The 26,913-nt window shown below is 41.6% G+C and carries 25 protein-coding genes; 13 read left to right on the top strand and 12 right to left on the bottom strand.

What is annotated here, in order from left to right; translation table 11 throughout:
* Positions 1-198 precede the first annotated feature (198 nt).
* The gene (ychF, locus tag ACE2AL_RS11615; protein ID WP_206084121.1) at positions 199-1,290 is read right to left on the bottom strand and encodes a redox-regulated ATPase YchF; all 1,092 of its coding nucleotides are present in this window, start codon (positions 1,288-1,290) and stop codon (positions 199-201) included.
* 103 nt (positions 1,291-1,393) lie between these two features.
* Complete coding sequence (gene pth, locus ACE2AL_RS11610; protein WP_206084122.1) at positions 1,394-1,984, bottom strand: aminoacyl-tRNA hydrolase; 591 nt, start codon at positions 1,982-1,984, stop codon at positions 1,394-1,396.
* 300 nt (positions 1,985-2,284) lie between these two features.
* Between pth and ychH the strand changes: the two genes are divergently transcribed.
* On the top strand, positions 2,285-2,551 hold the full coding sequence (ychH, locus tag ACE2AL_RS11605) for a stress-induced protein YchH (RefSeq protein WP_206084123.1): 267 nt from the start codon (positions 2,285-2,287) through the stop codon (positions 2,549-2,551).
* A gap of 290 nt (positions 2,552-2,841) precedes the next feature.
* Here ychH and prs read toward each other — a convergent pair whose 3' ends face one another.
* The 3 genes from prs to lolB all read right to left on the bottom strand — a co-directional run bounded on the left by prs (position 2,842) and on the right by lolB (position 5,386).
* Positions 2,842-3,789, bottom strand: coding sequence for a ribose-phosphate diphosphokinase (gene prs / locus ACE2AL_RS11600; protein ID WP_004910604.1), 948 nt, complete (start codon positions 3,787-3,789; stop codon positions 2,842-2,844).
* 68 nt (positions 3,790-3,857) lie between these two features.
* The gene (ispE, locus tag ACE2AL_RS11595; protein WP_371007125.1) at positions 3,858-4,733 is read right to left on the bottom strand and encodes a 4-(cytidine 5'-diphospho)-2-C-methyl-D-erythritol kinase; all 876 of its coding nucleotides are present in this window, start codon (positions 4,731-4,733) and stop codon (positions 3,858-3,860) included.
* Positions 4,730-5,386 (bottom strand): lipoprotein insertase outer membrane protein LolB, encoded by a 657-nt coding sequence (gene lolB / locus ACE2AL_RS11590; RefSeq protein ID WP_375083515.1) that lies wholly within the window; start codon positions 5,384-5,386, stop codon positions 4,730-4,732. The genes ispE and lolB overlap by 4 nt, the downstream gene beginning before the upstream one ends.
* A 511-nt stretch (positions 5,387-5,897) precedes the next feature.
* Between lolB and hemA the strand changes: the two genes are divergently transcribed.
* The 5 genes from hemA (at position 5,898) to ACE2AL_RS11565 (ending at position 11,228) form a co-directional block, all read left to right on the top strand.
* Complete coding sequence (hemA, locus tag ACE2AL_RS11585) at positions 5,898-7,160, top strand: glutamyl-tRNA reductase (RefSeq protein WP_206084126.1); 1,263 nt, start codon at positions 5,898-5,900, stop codon at positions 7,158-7,160.
* Positions 7,161-7,191: 31 nt separating this feature from the next.
* On the top strand, positions 7,192-8,274 hold the full coding sequence (prfA, locus tag ACE2AL_RS11580) for a peptide chain release factor 1 (protein ID WP_206084127.1): 1,083 nt from the start codon (positions 7,192-7,194) through the stop codon (positions 8,272-8,274).
* On the top strand, positions 8,274-9,107 hold the full coding sequence (prmC, locus tag ACE2AL_RS11575; protein WP_349421751.1) for a peptide chain release factor N(5)-glutamine methyltransferase: 834 nt from the start codon (positions 8,274-8,276) through the stop codon (positions 9,105-9,107). Before prfA ends, prmC begins: the two co-directional genes overlap by 1 nt.
* Before the next feature lie 23 nt (positions 9,108-9,130).
* On the top strand, positions 9,131-9,940 hold the full coding sequence (gene sirB1 / locus ACE2AL_RS11570) for an invasion regulator SirB1 (RefSeq protein WP_206084129.1): 810 nt from the start codon (positions 9,131-9,133) through the stop codon (positions 9,938-9,940).
* Positions 9,941-10,100: 160 nt separating this feature from the next.
* Complete coding sequence (locus tag ACE2AL_RS11565) at positions 10,101-11,228, top strand: ABC transporter substrate-binding protein (protein ID WP_371007126.1); 1,128 nt, start codon at positions 10,101-10,103, stop codon at positions 11,226-11,228.
* Between the two features lie 115 nt (positions 11,229-11,343).
* Here ACE2AL_RS11565 and ACE2AL_RS11560 read toward each other — a convergent pair whose 3' ends face one another.
* Positions 11,344-11,832, bottom strand: a complete 489-nt coding sequence (locus ACE2AL_RS11560) for a cysteine hydrolase family protein (protein WP_272538499.1) — start codon at positions 11,830-11,832, stop codon at positions 11,344-11,346.
* A gap of 372 nt (positions 11,833-12,204) precedes the next feature.
* On the opposite strand from ACE2AL_RS11560, the gene kdsA reads away from it, so the two are divergent.
* The 3 genes from kdsA to ACE2AL_RS11545 are packed head-to-tail and all read left to right on the top strand — an operon-like array spanning position 12,205 to position 14,731.
* Positions 12,205-13,059, top strand: coding sequence for a 3-deoxy-8-phosphooctulonate synthase (kdsA, locus tag ACE2AL_RS11555; protein ID WP_206084132.1), 855 nt, complete (start codon positions 12,205-12,207; stop codon positions 13,057-13,059).
* 11 nt (positions 13,060-13,070) lie between these two features.
* Positions 13,071-13,973 (top strand): TIGR01212 family radical SAM protein, encoded by a 903-nt coding sequence (locus ACE2AL_RS11550; protein WP_206084133.1) that lies wholly within the window; start codon positions 13,071-13,073, stop codon positions 13,971-13,973.
* A gap of 20 nt (positions 13,974-13,993) precedes the next feature.
* Positions 13,994-14,731, top strand: coding sequence for a tetratricopeptide repeat protein (locus ACE2AL_RS11545; protein ID WP_272680883.1), 738 nt, complete (start codon positions 13,994-13,996; stop codon positions 14,729-14,731).
* Positions 14,732-14,788: 57 nt separating this feature from the next.
* On the opposite strand, the gene dauA is transcribed toward ACE2AL_RS11545, so the two are convergent.
* The 6 genes from dauA to ACE2AL_RS11515 form a co-directional block, all read right to left on the bottom strand.
* Positions 14,789-16,522, bottom strand: a complete 1,734-nt coding sequence (gene dauA / locus ACE2AL_RS11540; protein ID WP_206084135.1) for a C4-dicarboxylic acid transporter DauA — start codon at positions 16,520-16,522, stop codon at positions 14,789-14,791.
* A 239-nt stretch (positions 16,523-16,761) separates the two neighbouring features.
* Positions 16,762-17,163, bottom strand: a complete 402-nt coding sequence (locus ACE2AL_RS11535; RefSeq protein WP_272573267.1) for a hypothetical protein — start codon at positions 17,161-17,163, stop codon at positions 16,762-16,764.
* On the bottom strand, positions 17,160-18,500 hold the full coding sequence (locus ACE2AL_RS11530) for a phosphatase PAP2/dual specificity phosphatase family protein (RefSeq protein ID WP_375083514.1): 1,341 nt from the start codon (positions 18,498-18,500) through the stop codon (positions 17,160-17,162). Before ACE2AL_RS11530 ends, ACE2AL_RS11535 begins: the two co-directional genes overlap by 4 nt.
* A gap of 205 nt (positions 18,501-18,705) precedes the next feature.
* Entirely contained in the window at positions 18,706-20,472 is a 1,767-nt protein-coding gene (locus ACE2AL_RS11525) for a bifunctional alpha/beta hydrolase/class I SAM-dependent methyltransferase (protein ID WP_375083513.1), read from the bottom strand.
* A 9-nt stretch (positions 20,473-20,481) separates the two neighbouring features.
* Positions 20,482-21,105 (bottom strand): CDP-alcohol phosphatidyltransferase family protein, encoded by a 624-nt coding sequence (locus ACE2AL_RS11520; RefSeq protein ID WP_206084139.1) that lies wholly within the window; start codon positions 21,103-21,105, stop codon positions 20,482-20,484.
* Positions 21,106-21,350: 245 nt separating this feature from the next.
* On the bottom strand, positions 21,351-22,154 hold the full coding sequence (locus tag ACE2AL_RS11515) for an AraC family transcriptional regulator (protein ID WP_206084140.1): 804 nt from the start codon (positions 22,152-22,154) through the stop codon (positions 21,351-21,353).
* A 154-nt stretch (positions 22,155-22,308) separates the two neighbouring features.
* Here ACE2AL_RS11515 and ACE2AL_RS11510 point away from each other — a divergent pair, with 154 nt between their 5' ends.
* Genes ACE2AL_RS11510 through ACE2AL_RS11495 form a run of 4 tightly spaced genes read left to right on the top strand, consistent with a single transcriptional unit; the run spans position 22,309 to position 26,896 of the window.
* Positions 22,309-23,259: a 4-hydroxyproline epimerase gene (locus ACE2AL_RS11510; RefSeq protein WP_206084141.1), complete on the top strand. Its 951-nt coding sequence runs from the start codon at positions 22,309-22,311 to the stop codon at positions 23,257-23,259.
* 10 nt (positions 23,260-23,269) lie between these two features.
* Positions 23,270-24,517, top strand: coding sequence for an NAD(P)/FAD-dependent oxidoreductase (locus ACE2AL_RS11505; protein ID WP_375083512.1), 1,248 nt, complete (start codon positions 23,270-23,272; stop codon positions 24,515-24,517).
* A gap of 17 nt (positions 24,518-24,534) precedes the next feature.
* Positions 24,535-25,401 carry a 4-hydroxy-tetrahydrodipicolinate synthase gene (gene dapA / locus ACE2AL_RS11500; RefSeq protein ID WP_272538494.1) on the top strand — a complete coding sequence of 289 codons (867 nt, stop codon included), beginning with the start codon at positions 24,535-24,537 and terminating at the stop codon, positions 25,399-25,401.
* A 10-nt stretch (positions 25,402-25,411) separates the two neighbouring features.
* Complete coding sequence (locus tag ACE2AL_RS11495) at positions 25,412-26,896, top strand: aldehyde dehydrogenase (protein WP_206084144.1); 1,485 nt, start codon at positions 25,412-25,414, stop codon at positions 26,894-26,896.
* Positions 26,897-26,913 lie beyond the last annotated feature (17 nt).

Here is a 26,913-nt window from a genome sequence, read left to right as displayed (position 1 = left end):
TCGTTTTGATGTGTTGAGTAGCGATCGTTTTTTAAAGGTTAATATAAGTTGTACTCAGTTGCATACTCATTTAACTATGAGCTTTTATGAAACTTAGTGAGATAAAAAACAGCATAAAACCAAGTTGATACCATGAGTTTTTATGCTGTTTTATTATGGTGTGATACTTTATAAAACAGTGTGGACTAGATTGTAGGGCTACACATTAAACAAGAAGTTTAATACATCGCCATCTTTAACGATGTAATCTTTCCCTTCAGCACGCATTTTACCTGCTTCTTTGGCACCTTGCTCACCACGGTATTGGATAAAATCATCGAATGCGATGGTTTGAGCACGAATAAAGCCTTTTTCGAAGTCAGTATGGATTTTGCCTGCCGCCTGTGGTGCAGTTGCGCCCACAGGGATTGTCCATGCACGAACCTCTTTAACACCCGCAGTGAAGTAGGTTTGCAGATTAAGTAATTCATAACCTGCACGAATAACACGGTTTAAGCCTGGCTCTTCGATGCCTAAATCTGCCATAAATTCGTCGCGTTCTTCGTCATCTAACTCAGCGATATCAGATTCGATAGCAGCGCACACAGGCACAACTACAGAGCCTTCGGCTTGAGCAATTTCATACACTTTGTCTAAGAACGGGTTATTTTCAAAACCATCTTCGTTGACGTTCGCGATATACATGGTTGGTTTTAACGTTAAAAAGCTTAAATAGCGGATTGCTGCTTTATCTTCTGTGGTTAAATCCAAGGTACGCAGCATGCCAGCTTGCTCTAAATGTGGCAGACATTTTTCTAATGCTTCCAATTCAGCTTTTGCGTCTTTATCGCCACCTTTAGCGCGTTTTTGTACGCGGTGGATAGCACGTTCGCAGGTATCAAGATCCGCCAAGGCTAATTCAGTATTGATAACATCAATATCTTCAGCTGGGTTAACTTGGCCAGCGACGTGGATGATATTGTCGTTTTCAAAACAACGCACTACGTGGCCGATAGCTTCGGTTTCACGGATGTTAGTTAAGAACTGGTTACCCAGACCTTCGCCTTTAGATGCGCCTTTTACCAAACCTGCGATGTCTACGAATTCCATGGTGGTTGGTAAAATTCGCTGTGGCTTCACAATTTCAGCTAATTGATCAAGACGTGGGTCTGGCATTGGCACAACACCCGTGTTTGGTTCAATTGTACAGAAAGGGAAGTTGGCTGCTTCGATGCCGGCTTTGGTCAATGCATTAAATAATGTGGATTTACCCACGTTTGGCAGACCAACGATACCGCATTTAAAACCCATATGTTTCTCACCTTAAATAGCGAGGGGCAGGCGAGTGCTGCACCCAATGTTTAGAAATTGGCGCTGATTATACACAAAAAGTCGATTTTGATGAAATGAACTCTTATGCAGACGCTTTAAAGCTATGCAAACGGTTTATCGCTTTATCCATTCCATCCGATAATAGAATGTCAGTACACCTTACTGCTTCGTCAATGGCATCATCAATCAGTTTTTGCTCAGACAGCGGTGGCTTACCTAAAACGAAACCAACAACCTTGTTTTTATCGCCTGGATGGCCAATACCGATGCGTAAGCGGTAAAAGTTTGGGTTATTGGCGAATTTGCTTTGAATGTCTTTCAACCCGTTATGGCCCCCATTGCTACCACCAAGCTTCATTTTTGCTACACCAGGTGGAATATCAAGCTCATCGTGGGCAACTAAAATTTCATCAAGGTTAATACGATAAAAGTTCGCCATTGCCGCGACGGCTTTTCCACTGAGGTTCATAAAGGTGGTTGGCACCAATAAGCGGATATCATTACCGCTAAGATTAATGCGTGCGGTATAGCCGAAAAATTTCGGTTCTTCTTTTAGGGGTTGATTGTGGCGCTGTGCCAGTAAATCAACATACCATGCCCCTGCGTTGTGGCGGGTTTGTGCGTATTCAGCCCCCGGATTTGCAAGGCCAACAATTAATTTAATTTTGCTCACGGCGACTATTTCACTGTCAGTTTATGGAATTAATCACCTAGTTTACCTTGTGAAGGGGAGGATGTACAAAAATCAGATAAAAAACATCACGATGATTATAGTTGCCATATGAACTATTCGTTTTTTATGTTTTTTTGATAAAAAGCACTTTATGTTTAGATATTATTGTTAACTTCGTACCTTGTGATGCCTATCGCAAAAAATTTTACTTAATGCACTATAATTCTTACATAAATATAAAGAACCACCGAATTTATTTACAGTTGCTTGCTTATCAGTTCACTGATACTGGAGGTAGATATGAAACGGAAAAGTGCTCATATAATTGGTAATGTTCTCATGGGGTTAGGAATGGTCATGATGATTGGAAGCATTGGTGTTAACCTATTTGCCCATGTCATCAACTTTGGTCTATCAGAGCTTGTCACTAACGGCTCACTCTTCGGAATTTTCGTGGGTGCAATGGTATGGTTAGTGGGAGCGAGAGTCGGTGGACGTGAAAAAGTGGCTGACCGCTATTGGGTCTTAAAACATTACTCACGTAAAGATAATCACCGTTATCCATAATTATTCTTCTTATTAATTAAGTTAGTAATAATTATAGATGATAGATGGCTGGGTGATAGTCAGTGCTTTTAATAGCGAAGTCGCCTAGCTACATAGGTTTTGTTTGTTTTTTCAAAGAAGTTGGTTATTTTTATGGCGTATAGGTTGTGTGAGTAGGAAATAGCCATAGAAATAGGTATCTGTCGTTATAACCCTCTAAAATCATAAAGCCCCCACAGATAACTGCAGGGGCTTAATTTTTAGTTGTGATATTCTATCACCGTTGAAACATTAATTACTCAAAAGGGGCATTAATGCTCGAACATTGCTGAGATAGACTCTTCGTTGCTAATGCGACGAATAGCTTCAGCCAGCATACCTGACAAGGTCAAAGTGCGAACGTTGCTCAGCGCTTTGATTTCAGGAGATAGTGGAATAGTGTCACAAACAATGACTTCATCAATGACTGAATTTTTGATGTTGTCTACAGCATTGCCTGAGAAAATCGGGTGAGTTGCGTATGCGAACACACGTTTAGCACCGCGTTCTTTCAGCGCTTCAGCCGCTTTACACAGCGTACCACCGGTATCAATCATATCGTCAACTAAGATGCAATCACGACCTGAAACATCACCAATAATGTGCATAACTTGAGAAACGTTTGCACGAGGGCGACGTTTATCAATGATTGCCATGTCAGTGTCATTCAGGAGTTTTGCGATAGCTCTAGCACGTACCACGCCGCCGATGTCTGGAGATACAACGATTGGGTTTTCCAAGTTTTTCTGAAGCATATCTTCCAGAAGAATTGGGCTACCGAATACATTATCAACAGGCACATCAAAGAAGCCCTGGATCTGCTCTGCGTGAAGGTCAACCGTGAGAACACGGTCAACACCAACACTGGACAGAAAATCGGCAACAACTTTAGCGGTGATTGGTACACGGGCAGAACGTACGCGACGATCCTGTCTTGCATAACCGAAGTAAGGGATAACAGCGGTAATACGACCAGCAGATGCACGGCGCAGGGCATCGACCATAACAACCAGTTCCATTAAGTTGTCATTAGTTGGTGCACAAGTTGACTGGATGATAAAAATATCACCACCGCGGACATTTTCATTAATTTGAACACTGACTTCGCCGTCGCTAAAACGACCAACAGCCGCGTCTCCAAGATTAGTGTAAAGGCGGTTAGCAACACGTTGTGCTAGTTCCGGTGTAGCGTTACCAGCAAAAAGCTTCATATCGGGCACGAGAAAAACCTCAGGCTTGCGTCCAGAGAGATATTGTTGACCAAGAGCAATGAGCGTTGTTTCATTACTTATTGGTGCAATACACGGGTTATCCCAGCGCGGAAATTGTGCAGTGGGGATACGTTAACGCCTCGAGCGACGAACCCTTGCACCCACGATGGGGCTTTATTTAACACCTTAAGGGCATCCGCTTGTGTTTCAAATTCAGAAAAAACACATGCGCCTGTTCCTGTTAGGCGAGACGGAGCATATTCTAACAGCCAAGAAACAAGCTGTTCAACCTCACGAAAACGTTTTCTTGCGATTGGTTCGCAGTCATTTGCGTACGGAGCCAGTAATAATGCGGCTAGGGAGCGTTTTGGAGAATTTCGATTTAATTTTGGATCTGTGAAGATCATCGGGGTTGATATTTCAATTCCGGGATGAGCAACCAGATACCATTTCTCTTGAGGGGAAGCTTTGGTTAATATTTCACCGATTCCTTCAGCGAACGCTGCATGGCCTCGAACAAAGACAGGCACATCCGCGCCGAGAGTTTTGCCTAGTTCAGCAAGAACCGCATCGGAGACTTGTGTTTTCCAGTGCTCATTAAGCGCAATTAATGTGGTTGCAGCATTGGATGAACCGCCACCAATTCCTCCTCCCATAGGCAGAATTTTATCGATAGCGATATCAGCACCAAGGGGCTTGGTGCAGTTGAGCGTTTCACGGCAATAGCGTTGTAATAATGTTGCAGCCCGCAAAATCAAGTTTTTTTCAGGGGGAACGCCCGCCATTTGCGTGAGCAAATTCAATTGGTCATCATGGCGTGTTGTTATTGTGATTTCGTCGCCATACTCCAAAAATTGAAACAGTGTTTGTAATTCATGATAACCATCGGGGCGCTGGCCAGTAATATACAAAAATAAATTTAATTTAGCGGGGGAAGGCCAAGTTAATGTCATTTTTTCAGTGTCCAGCTGTCCATTTTCAGTTTAATTAATCGTCCACCTTGGCGTAGTTCAAGGTAATTTGGCAGCATAGGTGAGGTTTTAGTATCATAAGAAATATAATCTAACATCCATTTTTCCCCATTTTGTTCAAACGTCACATTTTTCAATAAGTGATTTTCATCTAAGGTGAAATTCGTTGCCCGTCCTGGCGAGCCGACTAACCAAGCCGTTAAGTCATCTAGAGGGATTTCCATTCCAGTCAGTTGATAAATTAGCTCGCTAGGTACATCACTCATGTGAGTTTGCCCATCCTTGGTGGTTAAACGTGCCAAATCGGGCTCAACGGTGAGCTCTAATTCACGGCTGCCAAGTGGGTTAGTCAACAATAAACGGTATTTTTCTGGTGTATATTGTTGCCAGAAAAATTTTGCATACGTTTTAGTTTCGCCGCCATTATACGCAAACGAGCCGCGTGTTTGGTAATCACGTAGTTGGTTCAATGCTTGCTGGTGGGCTTTCCATTGTGCATCAGACGCTGAACCTGTGCCTTTCGTGGTATTTTGTGACGTAGTGACACAAGCAGTTAATAGAAGGCAAGAGAGTGGCAAGAGGCGTATAAAGCCCTTAACAGGTAAAGCGAACGACAAAACTTGGGTTAATTGCATAATCAATCTCAATGTTTTAGGGCACAGATAACATCATGAATTAGAGCGAATTGCGCTAGGTTGTAAATAAGATAACGTATTGATGAGCAAAATTGTGCGCTAATCTGGTGATTGGATCAATCAGAATAGGGTTATTTGCCTAAAGTTGGCCTAAAGTTGGCCTAAAGTTGATTAAAGTGATTGGGGATAGCCATTTGCTTTCTGTGCGAAATAATTGCATTCTTTATGCATGTTATTGTAGTCGTTAGCATTGTGATTAATAATTTGCTAACAATAAAAATCAGAGAGGTTAGTGATTGCTTTCATCAGGAAAAATAATCGTTAAAACTATTTTTTTCATTTATTTTTTGGGATGGGTCATCTTTCTGAATGATAGAACCTTGTGAGGCATAGAAAGCGTCGCGAGGATCATCTACAATAGGCAAATATAAATAGCAGTAATGCACTATTCATTAATGAGTATAGCGTTACTGAAAGAATAATTAGCAATGTGAGCAAGTCGTAAAGCGCAATGACCTTATTAGCCTTAGGCATCAATCATAAAACAGCACCAGTAGCCCTGCGTGAGCGGGTGACATTTGGTCCTGAAAAAATCGACCATGCACTTGAGGATCTTCTTAAACAACCTCAAGTGAATGGCGGCGTTGTGCTGTCTACGTGTAATAGAACTGAGCTGTATTTGAGCCTTGAGTCACAAGACAAAGCGCAAGAACAGCTTATTAAGTGGTTGTGTGATTTTCACGAAATTACTGCCAAAGATTTACAACCTAGCCTGTATTGGCACCAAGACTCCCAGGCAGTGAGCCACTTAATGAGAGTCGCAAGTGGCCTCGATTCTTTGGTTTTAGGCGAACCGCAAATTCTCGGACAGGTGAAAAAGGCGTTTGCACTTTCACAAGATAGCCATTCGTTATCCCGTGAATTAGAGCGCCTATTCCAAAAATCGTTCTCTGTCGCAAAACGCGTGCGGACAGAAACGGATATTGGCGCTAATGCAGTTTCTGTTGCTTTTGCTGCGTGTACATTGGCGCGTCAAATCTTTGAGTCACTCAAACATTTGAATATTTTGTTAGTTGGTGCAGGGGAAACTATTGAGTTAGTCGCTCGCCATTTGCGTGAGCACGGCGTGCAAAAAATGATGATAGCCAACCGAACCCGTGAACGTGCAGAGTTGTTAGCTAATGAAGTTAATGCACAAGTGATTTCATTAGCGGATATTGATAACCGTTTAGCTGAAGCTGATATAGTGATTAGTTCGACAGCGAGCCCGCTGCCTATCATTGGTAAAGGTATGGTAGAGCGGGCAATGAAAGTTCGCCGCAGTAAGCCAATGTTGTTAATCGATATTGCCGTCCCTCGGGATATTGAACAAGATGTTGAAAAACTTCGTGACGTGTATTTGTATACCGTTGATGACCTTGAGTCCATTATTGCGCAAAATTTAGCGCAGCGTAAAGCAGCAGCGGTCGAAGCGGAGTTTATTGTTGAACAAGAAAGCAGCCATTTTATGGATTGGTTGCGTTCACAAGCCGCAGTGTCTACAATTCGCGATTACCGAGAGCAAGCTGAAGCAATTCGAGCGAATATGGCCGAAAAAGCTTTAGCGGCTGTTCGACAAGGCGCTGACCCTGAGCAAGTGATTATGCAGTTATCGCAACAACTTACCAACCGCCTTATTCACGCTCCGACCAAATCGCTGCAACAAGCAGCGGGAAATGGTGATGTTGAGCGTCTAAATCTACTTAGGGACAGCTTAGGGCTGGACCATCAATAACCACTTTTTAATCATAGGTCTTATATAACGAATGAAGCCTTCTATTGTCGCAAAACTAGAAGCATTACAAGAACGCTACGAAGAAATCGAAGCGCACCTTGCAGATGCAGGTGTGATTGCCGATCAAGACCGTTTTCGTGCTTTATCAAAAGAATATGCTCAATTATCTGATGTGGCAAAATGCTTTAACGCATGGCGCACAGTACAGGACGATATTGAAACCGCGCAAATGCTGTTAGACGATCCTGAAATGAAAGAAATGGCTCAAGAAGAGCTAAAAGAAGCAAAAACGCGCAATGAAGAGCTCGAACAACAACTGCAATTGTTGTTACTTCCAAAAGATCCTGATGACGAATATAACTGTTTCGTGGAAATCCGTGCGGGTGCAGGTGGCGATGAAGCCGCGATTTTTGCTGGCGATTTATTCCGCATGTACAGTCGGTATGCAGAAAATAACCGCTGGCGCGTTGAATTAATGAGCACCAGTGATGGTGAACATGGCGGCTATAAAGAAGTTATCGCTAAAATTTCGGGCGATAGTGTATACGGACGTTTAAAATTTGAATCTGGCGGGCACCGTGTTCAGCGCGTCCCTGAAACCGAATCACAAGGGCGTATTCACACATCTGCGTGTACTATTGCCATTTTACCTGAATTGCCTGAAGCGGAGTTACCTGACATCAGCCCTGCGGATTTACGTATTGATACTTTCCGTTCATCAGGAGCGGGTGGGCAGCACGTTAATACCACCGACTCGGCAATTCGTATTACTCACCTTCCAACAGGGATTGTGGTGGAGTGCCAAGACGAACGTTCACAACATAAAAACAAAGCGAAAGCGATGTCAGTGTTAGGTGCGCGTATTCGCCAAGCCGAAATGGATAAACGTCACGCAGCGGAAGCCTCTGAGCGCCGTAACTTGCTAGGCTCAGGGGATCGTTCAGATCGTATCCGTACCTATAACTTCCCGCAAGGGCGTGTTACGGATCACCGCATTAACTTGACGTTATACCGTTTGGATGAAGTGATGGAAGGGAAATTAGATGCCTTAATACAACCTATCATCAACGAATACCAAGCAGACCAACTTTCTGCACTATCCGAGCAGGAATAATGCAGTATAGCGAATGGCTAAAGCAGGCAGTCAGCCGACTGTCTGCAAGCGATAGCGCAAAGCGGGATGCTGAAATTCTGCTTGAACATGTGACGGGGCGCAGCCGTACCTACCTTTTTGCTTTTAGTGAAACACCGCTGACCGCATTGGAACAGCAACAGGCTGAGCAGCTATTGCAGCGCCGTGAAAAAGGTGAACCAATAGCCTATATTATTGGCGAGCGCGAGTTTTGGTCGCTACCACTTTATGTTTCACCTGCCACATTAATTCCAAGACCAGACACCGAATGTTTGGTTGAACAAGCCTTAAAACGTTTAACAAATCAACCTTGTCATTTATTGGATTTAGGCACAGGAACAGGGGCAATTGCATTAGCGCTAGCCTCTGAGCTGCCAAGTAGCCAAGTTATTGGCATTGACTTTAATCCAGAAGCCGTATTATTAGCTCAACGAAATCAACAACGTTTGAATATTGCTAACGTCCAATTTATGCAAAGTGATTGGTTTGCTTCCTTATCATTTCAACAATTTGATATGATTATGAGTAACCCACCTTATATTGACGAAAATGATAAGCATCTCAGTGAAGGTGATGTGCGATTTGAACCAGCAACGGCATTAATTGCAAAAAATGAAGGATTGGCTGATTTAACACATATTATTGATAAATCAAAAAACTACCTTAAACATCAAGGTTGGTTACTTCTCGAGCATGGCTGGACACAAGGTTCGGCTGTGCGTGATTTATTTGCAATACATGGGTACACCCAAATTGAGACGTGTCTCGATTACGGTGGGCAAGAAAGAATTTCACTCGGTCAATGGAATGGTTAAGTGGGCACAGTAGTAGGAATGTAATGAAGACCATAGCGAATATTGAATTTAATCAGCTCCCCTTAAGCGAAGGGATTATGACCGTTTCTCAATGTATCCGTCATGATTTTCCGCTGATGAAAGTCCAAGCTCAATTAGATAGCCTTGTTGTATCTGCAAAATCGGCCATTGATTTACATGCGGATAATGAAACTAAAGTAGCGCAATTGATTTCATTGTTTTATCAACAATGGTCATTCGGCCCTGCACAGGGTATATATGCATTATCAGACATGCTTTGGCTTGATAAAGTCTTAATTTCCAAACAAGGTACACCTGTCACTCTCGGCGCCATTTTATTGTATATCGCTCAGCACCTAGATATTGATATTCGGCCTGCCATTTTCCCTACTCAGCTATTAATTATTACTGAAAAACGTGATGGTGAACCATGGTTTATTAACCCAGCTAATGGTGAGTCATTGTCATTTCATACGCTGAATATGTGGCTAAAAGGAACAGTCGACCCATTCTCTGAATTTTTCCAAGACCAACTTGATGTTGCGGAAAATAGCATCGTTATTCGTAAAATCTTTGATACGTTAAAAGCCGCTCTAATGGAAGAGAAAAAAATGGAGCTAGCGTTAAAAGTTTGCGAAACGTTGCTTACGCTAGACCCTGAAGATCCCTATGAAATCCGTGACCGTGGGCTGATACTGGCGCATTTAGATTGTAATCATGTGGCATTAAGTGACCTCAACTATTTTATTGAGCACTGCCCAGAAGACCCAGTATCTGAAATGATCAAAATTCAAATTTATTCATTGGATAACCATCCAATCGTATTACATTAATTAGCATACAAGCTTCTTGGCTATTCATAAACATGATTGAGTGTCATATTTATCAGTAGCTTGGGCTTGTAGCTAAAATATCATCCTATTGTGAGCAACTTTTTATTGATGATGCTAATGATAATTGTTATCGTTAGTGTTATTTAATAGAGATTGCAACATGAAAAAAAAATATCACCTGCTAGCAATATCCTTTTCTGCATTACTTCCTTTTGCAACATCAGCAACAACATACCCAATAACGGTTACAGATACCGATGGCCAAAAAATAACGTTGAAACAAGAACCGAAGCGAGTTGTATTGCAAGATGGGCGCGATATTTTAACGTTAGCTTTACTTGATAGAAGTAACCCGTTTGAAAGAGTCGTCGCTTGGAACAACAACCTAAAAAAATCAGACCCACAAACAGTTGCTTTACTTGAACAAAAGTGGAAATCAAATATAAATGCGATCCCTGACATGGGCTTCAATGATAAAGGTGAAGTTAATACTGAACAAGTGATTGCACAGAAACCCGATGTTTTGATTGCTCAATTAAGAGCAAAACCTGCTTTAGAAGGTTCTGGAGTAGTTAGTCGATTAAAAGATGCCAACATACCAATTATTTATATTGATACTTTCTTAGAGCCTGTCAAGAATACGAAAGAAAGTGTTGATCTCCTTGGTGTTATTTTAAACAAAGAAAATGAAGCGAAGGAATACACTGATTTTTATCAACAGCACCTAAACAGCATTCAAAGTAAAACACAGTCAATTAAGCATAAGCCACGTGTGTTTGTAGAAGCAAAGGCTGGAGCTAATGGAGATAGCTGTTGTTTTACACATAACAATGCAGGTTGGGGGGGAATGGTACAGGCTGTTGGTGGCGATAATATTGGTAGCCGCTTCCTACCGGGGGCTTCAGGTGTTGTCTCATTAGAGCAAGTCATTAGTACCAGCCCTGATGTTTATATTGTGACGGGTTCTCATTGGGTTAATAAAAATAGCATCGCGGCACCGTTTGGTTATGGGGTATCTGACAAAGCAGTGCAAGAAGGATTTAATCGCCTGAAGAACCGTATCGGTTTTAACCAAATTAGTGCGGTCGAAAATAACCGATTGTATGGCGTATATCATAACTTCTATAACCATCCATATAACATCGTTGGTTTAGAGTATTTAGCGACGTTTATCTACCCAGAGCAATTCTCTGAATTGAAACCAGGTGATACATACAAAGAGATAATACAAAAATATACGACACTTCCAAGTTCAGAAGCTATTTGGGGTGCGAAAGCAATCAAATAACATCGATTGAGTCTTAAGCCCTTAATATTTTAAGGGCCTTTATTCGTTGTATCAATATATTCGCAGCCTCAATAATCGGCTATAAACGATTTTTTATTGGGTTTGGTGGGCTACTTTAAACAACATTTACTATTCGGGATAAACCTCTCAATGCAACAGTGTGAATGATGGGGGAAACGCTTGTACAACAGTCGCTTAATAAGGTTAACTTATATTTTTTTGCTTGCTCAGAAATTGCTGTAAATAGTACACAGTTTTGAGTCATCATCCCACATAGTTCAATGTCGTTAATATTATGAGCTATCAGTAAATCATCAAGTTGAGTTTCATCAAATGAGTTACCATGATGTTTAGTCACAATAAAATGTTTTGTAGATAGCTTGGTTAAACTTGATATCAGTTCACAACCTTGTGTTGTTTCATCAAAAAAAGCAGCGCCTTGCGGTGATAAGTGCTGAATAAAGATAACGATATAACCATTTTCTTCATATTGTGAAGTCTTATCTGATATATGTTTCAATGTTTCATCAATATTCCATAGTGGAAATCTGCCATCAGAAAGATAGTCATTTTGTGCATCTATAATGATTAGAGCCTTATTCATAATTCCTCATTTATTTAGCTTAAGTTGAGTTTAACTATGAAATAACACAGCTGTAATGACAACTGTTTTAATAAATATCAGTTATGAGTGAGGTAATCCCCCCTTCAGTATGATGCATAGAACGATTCATTAAGATGCGACTAGCGATGAGAAAAGGGAATTTACGTAAAGGGGTATTGGCTATGATGTTTTATTATATGCAACGATAATCTATAATGTCCTGAATATAGCAATGTACTAACTTGGTATGCACGGCTTAGAATAGAAAAATACATTTTTACGGTTTCGTTTTTCATGCGCTACATTGAAGATATCTCTATACAGTTCATGAAAAACAATCATTTAAGATATAATTATATTTAAGGTAAGAGTATGCAACAGAAAGTAGTCAATATTGGTGATATCAATGTCGCGAACAACTTGCCGTTTGTGCTGTTTGGTGGAATGAACGTTCTTGAATCTCGTGATATGGCAATGAAAGTGTGTGAGCACTATGTCTCTGTGACGCAAAAATTGGGCATTCCTTATGTTTTTAAAGCATCATTTGATAAAGCAAACCGCTCATCAATCCACTCTTACCGTGGCCCTGGTCTTGAAGAAGGGATGAAAATCTTCCAAGAACTTAAACAAACTTTTGGCGTAAAAATTATTACGGATGTCCATGAACCAGCACAAGCGGCACCCGTTGCTGAAGTGGTTGATGTCATTCAATTACCTGCATTTTTAGCTCGCCAAACAGATTTAGTTGCTGCGATGGCAAAAACAGACGCTGTCATTAATATCAAAAAGCCACAGTTCATCAGCCCAGGCCAAATGGGGAATATTGTTGAGAAGTTTATCGAAGGTGGTAATGACAAAATTATTCTGTGTGACCGCGGTGCAAACTTTGGTTATGACAATTTAGTTGTTGATATGCTTGGGTTTAATGTAATGGTTCAGTCATCTAAAGGCTGTCCTGTGATTTTTGACGTGACCCACGCACTGCAATGCCGTGACCCATTCGGTGCTGCATCAGGTGGTCGCCGCGCTCAAGTTGCTGAATTGGCGAGAGCAGGTATGGCTGTGGGTATCGCGGGGTTATTCCTTGAAGCGCATCCAGACCCAGATAACGCACGTTGTGATGGCCCATCAGCACTACCTTTAGATAAACTGGAACCATTCCTCAAGCAAATGAAAGCTATTGATGATGTGGTGAAAGGGTTCCCTGAGTTAGACACTAGCCGTTAAGTTTGGTGTAAATGCAACTCACTGAAGTTGTTTCCATGTTCGGCGCTGATCTCCAGCGCCGATACGGTGAAAAAATTTATAAAATTACATTACACGGGGGTTTTAGTTGCCCAAATCGTGACGGTACCCTTGGGCGAGGGGGCTGTACCTTCTGTAATGTGGCTTCTTTTTCCGATGAGAGCCAATCTAGTCAATCCATTAGTGAACAAATATCTGATCAAGTCACGCGAATTTCCCGCGCTAAACGCTATCTTGCTTATTTTCAAGCCTATACCAGTACCTATGCAGAAGTAAATTTACTTAAACAATTGTATGAAGAAGCATTACAACAAGCCGATATTATTGGCTTGTGTGTGGGGACGCGTCCTGACTGTGTGCCCGAGTCTGTTTTATCGTTGCTTAGTGAATACAAACAGCAAGGTTATGAGATTTGGTTAGAGCTTGGGCTACAAAGCGCTCATGACAAAACATTGCATCGGATTAACCGTGGACATGGATTTGACGCTTATCAGCAGACAACACAAAAGGCGCGGCAAGTCGGTTTAAAGGTGTGTACCCATTTAATCTGTGGCTTACCTGGTGAGGATGCCCTGATGAATATGCAAACCTTAGAAAAGGTACTTGAATGTGGTACTGATGGTATCAAGCTACATCCTTTGCATATTGTTGAAGGTAGTGTGATGGCCAAAAGTTGGCGAGCAGGGCGTTTACCCACATTATCTTTAGATGAATATACCGCTATAGCTGGTGAAATAGTACGTCACACACCGAAAGACATTGTTTACCACCGCATTAGTGCCAGTGCAAGAAAACCCACTTTACTCGCGCCACAGTGGTGTGAAAACCACTGGATTGGCATGAATAACTTATATCAATACTTCTTACGAAAAGGCGGGCAAGGTTCCGCACTGTAGTCGCTTAATTGAGAGCATCTATGAAACTAATCCTCAAAAAAACAATTATTACTCTTTCCTTATTTATTCTTCCTTTTCAAATTGTTGCACAGCCAGAATTGACCGCTGAAGATAAACTTCTTTTTTCTGAAGTGAAACAAAAAGCTGTTAATAATGATGCCTCAGCGCAATATCAGTTAGCACAAATGTATTACTCAGGTTTGGGCGTAATACAAAATTTAAATAGTGCACGTTTGTGGGCGAATGCGGCGGCAAAAAATGGTAATCCAGAAGGATATACCTTGTTAGCGGATATTAGCTTGCTAAGCGATAGTTATTTTACGCAAGAATTTGTCGCTGCAAGGCAATTTGCAACAAAAGCTGTTGAACAAGGCAGTGTACGAGGAAAGATTAGCTTAGCAGAATCATTAATTAATCCGATAGCAGGAAGTACGGATTACCCACAATCAATTCAATTGTTGGAAGAGGTGGTGGAGCTTAATAATCCAGATTATTTTAGCGCCCCATTGATGTTAGGGATCATTTATTTAGATGGGAAAGGTGTACCGATGGACGAGCAAAAATCACAGGAATGGTTTGATAAAGCCGATGCGATGACATATGCAGGTTATGCAGAGTGGATGGCTGCCTTTCGATTTGCAGAAGATAACACAGGAACCGTGACCCTTGATCAACAAAAAGCAAAGAAATTAAGAGGTTCGGCCTGTGAAAAAGGCAGAAAAGCAGGCAATGAAATGTTTTGCTTAGGTGAACAATAAACAATAATAGGTCACCCGCCACCACATTGCTGTGTGGTGGCGGGTTGAACAGTACAATTATACTGCTTCAGTATTAGTGGGAGTGTTTAATTGCTTAGCTTGTTCAATGGATTTAACCGCTTCTAATGCGTTATCCATGGAATTATGGAAGCTTAATACCCCAGCAATTGGCGTAACTTTAGCGCGAGCCAAGGTTTTTAGCGGTTGGAATGGAATATCACAAACCATCACATGGGTGTCTTTACGCACGGCATCAATGAATTTTTCAAAGGCTTCTAATCCCCCTGCATCCAAGACGGGTACTGCATCCCATTGCATGATGATAGTTTCATAGCCTGCACTTTTTACGCGCAACTCATCGAAAATACGTTCTGCGGCGGCGAAAAATAGTGGGCCATTAATACGCACGACTAATCGGCTATTTTCTTCATCCGTTTCAGCAAGTTGTGTTGAGCGAGTCATATTAGCGATACGGCGCATAAATAACAGAGATGCCAATACGATCCCCACCGTAATGGCAATGACCATATCGAATAAAACGGTTAAAGACATACATAGAACAAGCACAATGATGTCATCTTTAGGGGCGCGTTTAATTAAATACACCACTTTACCTGCTGCACTCATATTCCATGCCACAATTAACAGTAATGCGGACATCGCAGCGAGTGGTAAATAAGAAAGCATCGGTGCTAACACCAGTAAGGTGAGTAACACTAAGATTGAATGAATCACCGCAGAAATCGGTGATGTAGCTCCCGCGCGGACGTTTGCAGCAGAACGGGCAATCGCAGCTGTCGCCGTGATCCCACCAAAAAAGGGTGCCGCAATATTACCGACTCCCTGGCCAATCAGTTCACTATTGGAATGGTGCTTTTTACCCGTCATGTTATCAAGCACAACAGCACAAAGCAGTGATTCAATCGCACCAAGAACCGCCATCGAAAATGCTGCAGGCATAAGTGCGGTGATCATTGCCCAACTAATTGGCGCACTACCAGGAAGTTCCCAAGGTAAAATAAACTGAGGCAGAATAGGCGGAATACCACTCCCTTCAGTTCCATCAGGTAGAAAATAACTAAATTCAGAGCCGATGGTTGCCACTTCTTGCCCAAATAATGAAAGTACCCACATGACCAATGTGCCCACGACGAGAGCAGGTAAGTGCCCAGGGAATTTTAGCTTTAACTTAGGCCAAAAAATTAAGACAAGCAGTGTGGATAAACCAATTAGTGTGTCACTAAATTGAAACGTGGGGAATGTATTGCCGATGGCAATCAATTTATCAACATAGTTCTCAGGAACATGTTCCATCTGCAAGCCAAAGAAATCTTTGATTTGCATGGTGGCAATGGTGATGGCAATACCTGAAGTAAAGCCCAAAGTTACTGATACTGGGATATATTCAATAAACTTACCAAAGCGGGCAAAACCCATCGCCAGTAAAATGACACCTGACATAAGTGTGGCAACTAATAGGCCACTAAGACCAAACTGTTGTGATACGGGATATAAGATGACGACGAATGCTGCTGTAGGCCCCGAAACGCTATAACGAGACCCTCCCGTAATGGCAATAATTATTCCCGCAATTGCTGCGGTATAAAGGCCATATTGGGGGGGAACGCCACTGGCGATCGCTAAGGCCATGGCTAATGGTATAGCAATAATCCCAACGGTAATACCTGCAATTAAGTCCTTCACAAAACGTGCAGCAGTGTATTTTTCTTTCCAACACGAATCTATTAGTGCGCTAAAAGGGCGCAGCCTATTAATATTTTTTGTACTCATTATACCCTACCAAATAACAGGGTGAAAAATAAACGAAAATGTACCTATAAGGATACGCTTAGCTAAGCTCAAAAAATCTGTTATGCATCAATGAAACAGTAATTATCATAACGTTTTCAGTAACAAAAGTAAAAACCACCTAATTTACCAGGTAAATAAAGCTAATGGTGTTTTTACTTGAATTTAAAATAATAAGCAGAAATTTTTCATAACAAATAAATAAAAATTAACCTAACTCATTATAATGTTATTACCGTAACTAATAGCCATATCCAAAGGATAACAACAGATAAGACAGCATGTTTAAATAAGTTCTTTGTGCCTTGCCAACGCTGTTCCATCGTTCGGTTAGTGGGCTTTTTATGCATAAAGAAACTGAGTGCATAATCAAAGGGCTCAGTTGTTCCTTGTTGATAAATCATCTTAAAAAAATGATTATCAAGCCACAAACGATAAATATAGTAATGACTAATAATAAATAAAATAATGCCAACAAATAAATAGTACTTTCCGTTATTTATACCTAAAAAAAGATTAAGCTGGCAAATTAAACCTAATACAGAACCTATAGCCAAATAGAGCCAACTTCGCGTCAGTATCTGAATGACTTCTCCGCAGTTTTTATCTGTAAGCTGGTTCATTTATGTTTCCTATTTAAATAATAGTGCGTAAACCAATTATTTAATTGTTCTTTAGTTGCTGGGTTTAAAATAACCTGTGGCCTAGCAAGTTCAACCATTTCGACTGCTTTATCTATCGTTTGAGCATCACCATGGTGAACTAGCCATGCAACAGCAACGGTGGCACTGCGTGAATAACCCAGTTTGCAATGAATATAGACAGCACCGTGCTGGGCTAAACTATCCATCGTATGGACTGATTGCTCGATATCCTCTGCGCTCAGTGGTAACAAATCTATTTGTGGCTGGCTACAATACTTCAGCCCTTTGCTAAAAGAATTGCGAGGCCATTCGCAAGTCATGTCTAAAACAGCTGCAGTTTGCAAAGGGTAAAGCGGGCGGCCTCCCAAAACGATATGTTGATTCACAATGCTAGGTTGCCTGCAATGTTTAGCAAAGTAATGATAGGTTCCCCAAGCAATTAGGCGATAAGGTAATAATAAGATAGCGGCGGACGGGGAAATCTTGCCATCGGGTGTTTTTTGAAAGACGCTGGCACCAGCGCCTAAGTAACCGAGAGTAATAAACAATAAAGTAACAGCAGGCCACAGCAATATCCAAGCAGCACCTTGAATCAAAAAAGCGAGAGCAAAGCAAACGACTGAGCCAATGCCATAATTTTTGCTCATTTTAAAACTGCGAGGGGACCCTGTGTAATGCCATTGCCAGCGTGTATTGATAGGCAGCAAATAACTGACAAGCAAACCAACTGAGAAACCAGCAATAACATCAATAAAATGGTGCTGCCAAGTCGTGAGGACAGAAATTAAGATCAAAACTGACCAACTGTGGAGCAGCCAACGCCACCGTGTTGGTGTATGAGCTCGAAAGCGTAGCCATAGGAGCCAAAGCAAAATGATATGTAATGAGGGGGCTTGGTTAAATGGCAGGTCAAAAAGTTCTAAGCTGTCAAACATCCAGCCAAAAGCGCCATCCGTAGTTGGGCGAGGAAAGCTAAATTTAAGTGGAAATAAAAGAAAGCCAACGCAGGCAGAAATGGAAGCGGTAATTAATCGTAGACCATGGATTGTTTGTTCACGCCGTGTTGTACAGATAAATAAGGATAATCCGTAGAATAGGTCAATGCTCCAATAGGGAATAATAGTCCAAGGAACAAACGGGATGTGCTTTTCCCATGAATACACAAAGGAAGGTACATGGGGTAAGGTCGCTGTGTAGTTATTGACCTGTCCATAAGTGAGAAAGAAAAATGGAGCTAAAAAAATTAGCCACAGCAGGCCAAACAACAAAGTGTGTTGTTTAGATAATAGCTGAGTAGGTTGGTGAAGGGCTGTCATCGTCCTTTGCAATATTCCTTTGTGCTCTAAAAATCATCTAAGAATAAATAGTGAGTGCTGCAATTACCTGTTTGTAGAAAGAAAATGTATATTTAACTCACAACATAGGGGCTTTGCCTATCAGAAGCAATAGAGATAGCCAATATTGGCAAACTTGAGGTTAGCTACGTTGACGGCAACCAACCTCAAATGATAGGTTAAAAGATTAACGGCGTCTCGCTATTGATACGCTGAATATTCCCCAGTTATCAATAGATTGACTTAATTTTTCGAACCCTACTTCGTCAACTAAAGCATCCATTTCGCCTTGGCTGCGGCAACGCATAACCCAAGCTTGTCCGCCTTGGTGGCTGGGTAAAACACGAGCAATCATTTCCACTTGAGGGTGCCATGGTTGGCAAGTGTAAATGAGCAGCCCACCTGAAGGTATGACTCGGGATAATCCATCTAATGAAGCTCTAATTAGTTGGTTACTCGGGAATAGCTCATATAAACCACTCACAACACCCAGTGTAGGCGCAGGCGTCACGGAAGCTAAATCATCAGCGTCGAAGGCATTGCCTTCCACAAAATGGATTTTATCTTCAAGGAAACGCTCTTTTATATGTAAACGCCCCTGTTCTACATTAATTGGGCTGTAATCACGCAAAAGAACAGATTCAACTTTGCCATAATCGTTAATTGCATCGAAGATATAACGGCCTTGACCCGCTGCAATATCCATAATACGTACTGGCATATTGTTATCTGTTAAGTCACGGATAGCTTGGCGTAAAGTATTTTCAATATTGACTTTACGCTGACGGATCCCTTGCCAGCCAATACTGTTGAGGTATTGCCTGTCAATCACGCGTCCGAATAGGCCTTTTCCTTCCGCTTTATCACGATAGACATAGTCTAAAGTTGATCCTGAATCAAAGCCCTTATCGTAACCGATGCGAACACCCTCAGAAGCTTTACCTAAGGTGTTCATTGATTTACTCATAATCTTGAAGGCAAGGTTTTTCGGGCACCATTTGGGTAACGGAGTAGCCAGTTTACGGTAATTTTCTGCGCTAGTGCTCCATGTGTCTTCGTACTGGTAATCATGTCGGTAAACAGGGAGACTAAATAATTTACTAATAAAATCACGTATTTTTTCGATAGGAATATGACGCTCTTTCTCACCTAAAGTATCGTGATAAAAGCCTGGTAAGATGTGCTTTTCTTTGATTGGTGTATTTAAGCGCTCAAAAAACTGATGCTGTGGGCGGTGATGAACAACATGGTCGCTACCTGATATAAATAATTGAGTTGGCAAGGTAATTGCGTTGGCATCTGCAACGACTCGATCGGCTGTTTTATACAATTCAAGTAAGATATTAACGGCAATAGGTCGAGTGATTAGCGGATCGCGGTTAAACGAATCAATACGCTGTTCATCATGGGTAAGAAATTTCGCTTTTACATAAGAATTAACATAGAACAGGCCTCGCATTTTTTGCATTAAAGCTAACCCTGTGCGAGCAAAAGGAACATACAGTTTAACTTTAAATGCAGGTGAGGCAAGAACCATCCCACGAATTTTCGGCGCATAGTCATGTACCCATGCGGAAACCAACACAGCCCCCACGCTTTGCCCAATTACAATGATATTTTCTAAAGGGATTTGATATTGCGTGGAGACATATCGGACAAATTCATCGACATCATGGATGGATGTGCCAAGAGAAGGGCTATAGCCCCTTGGACCTTCATTTCGCCCATGACCGCGAGCATCCCAAGCGAACATGGCGTAGTCAGGAAAGTTTAACTCATCAACAAGGTGTGCAACACGGCCTGAATGCTCATGACCACGATGGAATAAAATAATTGCTTTGTCCGTTGTCGTTTCCGTTGGCCAGTGGCGGTAAAAAAGCGAAATGTGATCACTAGTTGTAAATTGCGATTCTAAAACAGGGCGTTGCGTCAGATAATCTGTCTGAGCGTTCATAATTATTCCTTAATTATTATCCGAAGACGTGCGAAACTCATCCAATGCACGGCGGATACGGTTATAGCAGGTATAAAGCAGCAACAAAGATAGAATAATAAAGAGATAATTTATCCAATCAGCGAACAGAAGCTGAGGAAAAATACTCACGAATAATCCGAGAGCGCCAAAAATAAAGGCTCGGTCACTTTTCCCGATAGGGCCGTCATAGCGTCTTGACGCACCTATTGCTTGTGAGGTGACACCAATAAACTCAGTCAACAGTGAGAAAAATAAAATAAGCAAAATTAGCCAAATTGCATGGGGAAAAATAATAGCAAAAGGGAGGTATAACGCGACATCAGAAACGACGTCACCTAATTCATTGAGGATTGCACCTAATTGGCTTTTTTGATGATGTTCTCGTGCTAGCATGCCATCAATAGCATTGAGCGCCATGCGGATAAACAACACAAACGGCAATAAAATAAATAGATGTGGGTTTGGGAAGAAAAACAAAACCAAACCGACAATAATGGAGAGTAATAATGCAGCCAAAGTCACTTGATTAGCCGTGATCCCTGCATTAAATAATTTACTAACGATTGGGCGAAGTAGATCTTGAAATTTTGGTTTCAGATCATAAATGGTCATTTTTTATCCTTTTATATGACATGCAATAGTGTCTTACATTGGACATATCAATACGCTATTCATAAATAGCCGCAATAAGAGCTATCTTAAGTTAATTTATTTTACTTAGGTATATTAAGATCAAAGTAGGATGTTTTTTTCGATTAGTCTATTGAAATCAATGAGGAAATTAGCTTAATCAACAAAGATTAAACAAAGCTTGTTTTATACTCAGTAAGATTAGAGATGAACAATAAGATACCCGATCACGCGATTATTTTTTGCTTATCAAGTGTTGAACGCATACGCTTAAATTGGCTGGGTGTCATGGTGGTCATTTCTTTAAATTTGCGACAAAAAGCACTGTGATCAGTGTAAGCACATTTTATTGAAATATCTGTAATTGAATGGTCATCTTCTAATAACTCAATGGCATGTTCGAGACGCTTTTTTTGAATATATTGTTGCGGTGTAATTAAAAAAATAGCTTTAAATTGACGATTTAATTGTGAAAGTGAAAGTCCTGAAATATCCGCAAGTTTCGTTATTTTAATTGCAGTATCAAAATGGTCACTAATATAGCGTTCAACGAGGCTAAGTTGGTTATTTAATTTAGGACTAACAGATTTAATATCTTGTAAATCGACAGAAATCCCTGCTACACCAATTACTTGGTTTCGAGTGTTAAATATGGGTACCTTTGTGGTTAAACACCAGCCAAGTAACCCAGCTTTATAAAGATGTAACTCAAGTTTATTAATCACACTGATTTTCTTTTCCATCACAAGGTAATCTTGCGAACTGTAACTTTGCCCTAATTCAGCGTGAAATAACTCTTCTGCACTTTTACCAATTACGTCATTAATACCATTCTTTTTACAGCGAATCGCCAAGTTATCATTGGCAAGTAAATACCGTGCATTATGGTCTTTCACAAAAAAAGTGACATTAGGGAGTGTATTAATTAACGGCATGACTAAACCGAGATGGTTTAGTAAAACTTCAATGTTATCAACAGGAAAAAGCATATTTTCTTGGCTGATTAATAATAACTTATTTAAATTGATCATGCTGCGCCCCCAAATATTAAATTATTGTTACTAATTTTCTTAAATATTTTTAGATTGTGCAGAAAAACGCATAAGTTCGATGGAAAGATATCAAGATTGATTAACAAAAATCAAGCAATCTATTAACAAACTATGATTAATAGGGTGCTAATCAATGCGATCTGAATATTCTAAAATTGAAGTAATAGATTCCCATACAGCAGGGGAACCAACACGCTTAGTGATTGAAGGATTCCCTCAGCTAGGTGGTGAAAGCATGGCAATACGTTTGGCAATATTGCGTGATAACCATGACGAATGGCGAAGAACAACCATCCTAGAACCACGAGGCAATGACATTCTCGTGGGGGCACTATTATGTAAACCACAAAATCCGAAAGCCGCGGCAGGGGTGATCTTTTTTAATAACGAAGGGTACCTTGGGATGTGTGGGCATGGAACGATAGGTTTAGTCGCATCCTTGCATTTTCTCGGGAAAATTTCTTACGGAAAGCATTTGATTGAAACCCCTGTTGGGGATGTTACGGCGGAACTGCACAACGATGGCAGCGTGAGTATCCAGAACGTATATTCATATCGTTACCGTAAAGCAGTACAAGTTGATGTGCCTGATATCGGTATGGTCACAGGGGATATCGCCTGGGGGGGTAATTGGTTTTTTCTTGTAGAAAACTCACCTATTTCGATTGATTTTAAAAACGTTAAATTGCTAACAGACGTGAGTTTGAAAATTAAACAAGCACTTGTTGACCAAAAAATCTTTGGTAAGAATGACCAAGAAATTGATCACATCGAACTATTTGGTTCACACCCTAAAGCCGATAGCCAAAGTTTTGTGTTATGCCCTGGTGGTGCTTATGACCGCTCCCCTTGTGGGACAGGTACCAGTGCCAAATTAGCCTGTTTAGCTGCGGATAAAAAACTCGCAGCGGGAGAAATTTGGCACCAAGCGAGCGTGATTGGCAGTGAGTTTCAAGCGAGCTTCCAGCCCGCGGATGAAAACGGCATTATTCCTACAATTCGAGGAAATGCCTATATTAGCGGCCAAAATACGTTGCTGATTGATGCGCAAGACCCATTTCGTTTCGGTATTTCGGTTGCGTAAGGGGATGGCGATGAAGAGTCAATATTCAGTGATTGTTGTCGGCGGTGGAATTATTGGCCTAAGCATTGCGCTTACCGTACAAGCTAATGGTACCGACGTCCTGCTGGTGGATAAAAATGAAATTGGCTCTGGGGCGTCATTTGGTAATGCAGGGCATATTGCAACTGAGCAAGTTTTCCCCATTGCAGACCCTTCTGTATTGAAATCAATTCCGAAAATGTTGCTCGACCCACTTGGCCCATTACGTTTGGATTGGCGTTACTTATTACCACTAACACCGTGGATGTTAAAGCTAGTCGGTAACATGCGCCATAAGCCGTTTACCCACATTCACCAGACGTTAATGACGTTAAATAGTGCGGCTTTTGACTCGTGGCAAGCCTTTATTCAAAAATGGCAACTCAGCGACCTTGTTAAAATGCAAGGCTCATTATTAGTGGCTGAAAAAAAAGAAACACTCGAAAAGCTCCATCAACATGGTGAATCTCTACAAAACATGAATGTACACAACTTGGTTATCGATCAAACCGAGTTACTTGAGCGCGAACCTGCACTTGCCACGAATCAACTTGGAGGGCTATTTTTCCCAAATACTGGGCATGTGGTTGATTTATCAAAATTACATTCAAAACTTGCGCAGTCATTTGTTGAGTTAGGTGGAAATATACTGACCAACTGTGAAGTCATTGCGATATCTTCGACATCAAATAAAGAAGCCTCTATCACCACAACCCAAGGGAAATTTACAGGGCAAAAAGTGGTTATTGCAGGCGGCGCATTTTCTAAATCATTAGTCAAAATGGTCAGTCGTATTAATGTGCCACTTGAAACAGAGCGCGGCTACCATTTAATGCTACCTCAAGAACAAGGGCGGCTGAATATTCCCGTATCCAGCATGGACAGGCGTTTCATTATGACCCCGATGGCGGGTGGTTTACGCCTTGCTGGTACCGTTGAATATGCAGGGTTAAAGCGCCCTGCAAATATGCAGCGGGCTCGTCACTTTTTACCACTCGCCGCCCCAATGCTAAAGGCGCCATTAAATGATGCACAATCAACACCGTGGATGGGGTTTCGCCCATCAACATCAGATTCATTGCCTGTCATTGATAATAAAGGCCCGTATATTTTTGCATTTGGTCACCAACACCTAGGGCTCACACAGGCAGCAATCACGGCTGACCTTGTAAATAGTTTTATTCACGAGCAGCCGACTGTTATCGACTGCACCCCTTTTTCCATTGAGCGATTTCTATAATTTTAAGGAGAATTCAGATGAATTTTCATGGCATTCTTGTCCCTTTAGTTACCCCTTTTCATGACGATTATTCATTAAATATTAGTGCATTAGCTGATTTAACTGAAAAGCTTATTGACCAAGGCGTCACAGGGTTAGTGGTCTGCGGCACGACAGGGGAATACTACGCGTTAAATGAAGATGAGCGCAAAACCGTTTTATCAACCGTGAGCAAAATTGCGAAGGGGCGCGTAACGTTGATTGCAGGGATTAACGATCTATCAACGGAAGGTGCGATCGCGCGCGCAAAACAAGCAAAAGACCTTGGATATGAAGGTTTAATGTTATCACCACCACCGTATAGTTTGCCTGACCAACAAGGCGTGTACGGGCATTATAAAAAAGTTGCAGAGGCCACAACGCTACCGATCATTATGTATAACTTCCCTGCACGCATTGGTATCGAAATTGAGTACGAAACTGTGGTTAAGCTGGCTGAAATCGACAACATAGTTGCCATTAAAGAGAGTAGCGGGGATTTCAGCCGTGCTTTACGCCTATTACAGACACCGTTTAACAACTTCGAGGTGATTTGTGGTTGTGATGACCAACCCGTTGATTTCTTCTTTTGGGGTTCAAAAAGCTGGATAGCGGGTGCAGGCAATGTGTTCCCTGCTGAACAAGTCGCTATTTTTAAGGCGACACAAACAGGAGATTGGCAAGAAGCGAAAAGAATAATGAATGAAATATACCCAGGAATTTATTCCATGGAGTCTGGCGATTATAACCAAAAAGCCAAAGCAGGTTGCTTAAATGGCACGTTTAACGCAGGCCCTGTGCGTTTACCTTTAACTAATTTAGCCGTTGAAGCTAAAGACGAATTTGTCAAATTAGTGAAAAGGTAAGGTGGGGATAATGAAACTAAATCAACAGCAGGTTTTTGAACTCGCCAAGCAAGGAAAACTATGGGCGGGTAATTTAATTGATGGGGTGAATATTTCTCAACCTAAATTAGAAAACCGAACTCCCATTGACAATAGCCTTATTGGCTATATCGCTGACGGTGAAGCAAGAGATGTTGATGCTGCAGTAAAAGTTGCTCGAAATACCTTTAAAAGCGGTGAGTGGAGTGCACTTTCTCCTCAAAAACGCAAAGAGGTGATGCTCAAGTGGGCGGATTTAATTGCTGAACACAGCGAAGAACTTGCAGCACTTGATTGCATTGATGCGGGAAAACCCATTACCGAATGTATCAATACCGATATGCCAGCAACCGTTGAAACCTTTTATTGGTATGCCGAAGCGATTGATAAATTATTTGGAAAAATAGCACCAACAAGCCAACAAGAATTAGGGTTGATAGTTAGCGAGCCTATTGGGGTTGTGTGCGCGGTTCTACCCTGGAATTTCCCAGCCCAAATGTTTGCATGGAAAGTTGCGCCTGCGCTTGCTATCGGCAACTCTGTGATTGTGAAACCCGCGGAGCTAACGTCACTGAGTGCTTATCGAATGGTTGAGCTAGCTTATGAGGCAGGTGTACCGAAGGGGGCGCTCAGCTTAGTTTGTGGGCTGGGCGAAAAAGTGGGCGAAGCACTGGGACGTCACCCAGACGTGGATGTGGTGTCCTTCACAGGGTCAACCGAAGTGGGGCGCTTATTTTTAAAATACTCAGCGGAAAGCAACTTAAAAGAAATTGTTCTCGAATGTGGTGGCAAAAGTCCGCAGGTTGTATTTGAAGATGCCAACCTTGATGCGGCTGTTCCTCATATCATGGCCGCCGCCTTTTGGAATATGAGTGAAAACTGTAGCTGCGGTTCTCGCTTAATTGTGCATGAAAATATTAAACAAGCTCTGCTGGATAAACTGGCGATTGCAGCAAAAGAATGGAAAGTGGGTGACCCGAGGCAAGCGGATGTATCAATTGGGCCGATGGTTGAAAAAGCGCACTTTGATAAAGTGAAATCGTTTTTAGATATCACAAAGCAAGAAGGGGGGAAAATCGCTATTGGTGGTCGCGTTCACCATGAAATTGGTTCAGGGTGGTATATCGAGCCGACAATTTTCGATAATGTGACTTCAGATATGTCGTTGTTTAAAGAAGAAGTTTTTGGCCCTATCTTAGCAGTAACCTCATTCAAAACGGAAGAAGAGGCAATTACGTTAGCCAATAAGACACAATATGGGTTAGCGGCCTCTTTTTATAGTCAAGACGTCCACCGAGCCATGCGCGTTGCTCGCCAAATTAGTGCGGGAACTGTCTCAGTCAATGGTTTTAGTGAAGGGAATATTACCACGCCATTTGGTGGTTTCCGTCAATCCGGTTTTGGCGGAAAAGACAATGGCCTAGAGGCTTTTGAACAGTATAGCCAAACCAAAGTTATCTGGTTTGTTCACCAATAAATAACGTTGACCTGAGT

The organism is Providencia xihuensis (assembly GCF_041953405.1).
In the GTDB taxonomy this organism is placed as follows: domain Bacteria; phylum Pseudomonadota; class Gammaproteobacteria; order Enterobacterales; family Enterobacteriaceae; genus Providencia; species Providencia vermicola.
This window is presented reverse-complemented; position numbering and strand designations above follow the sequence as displayed.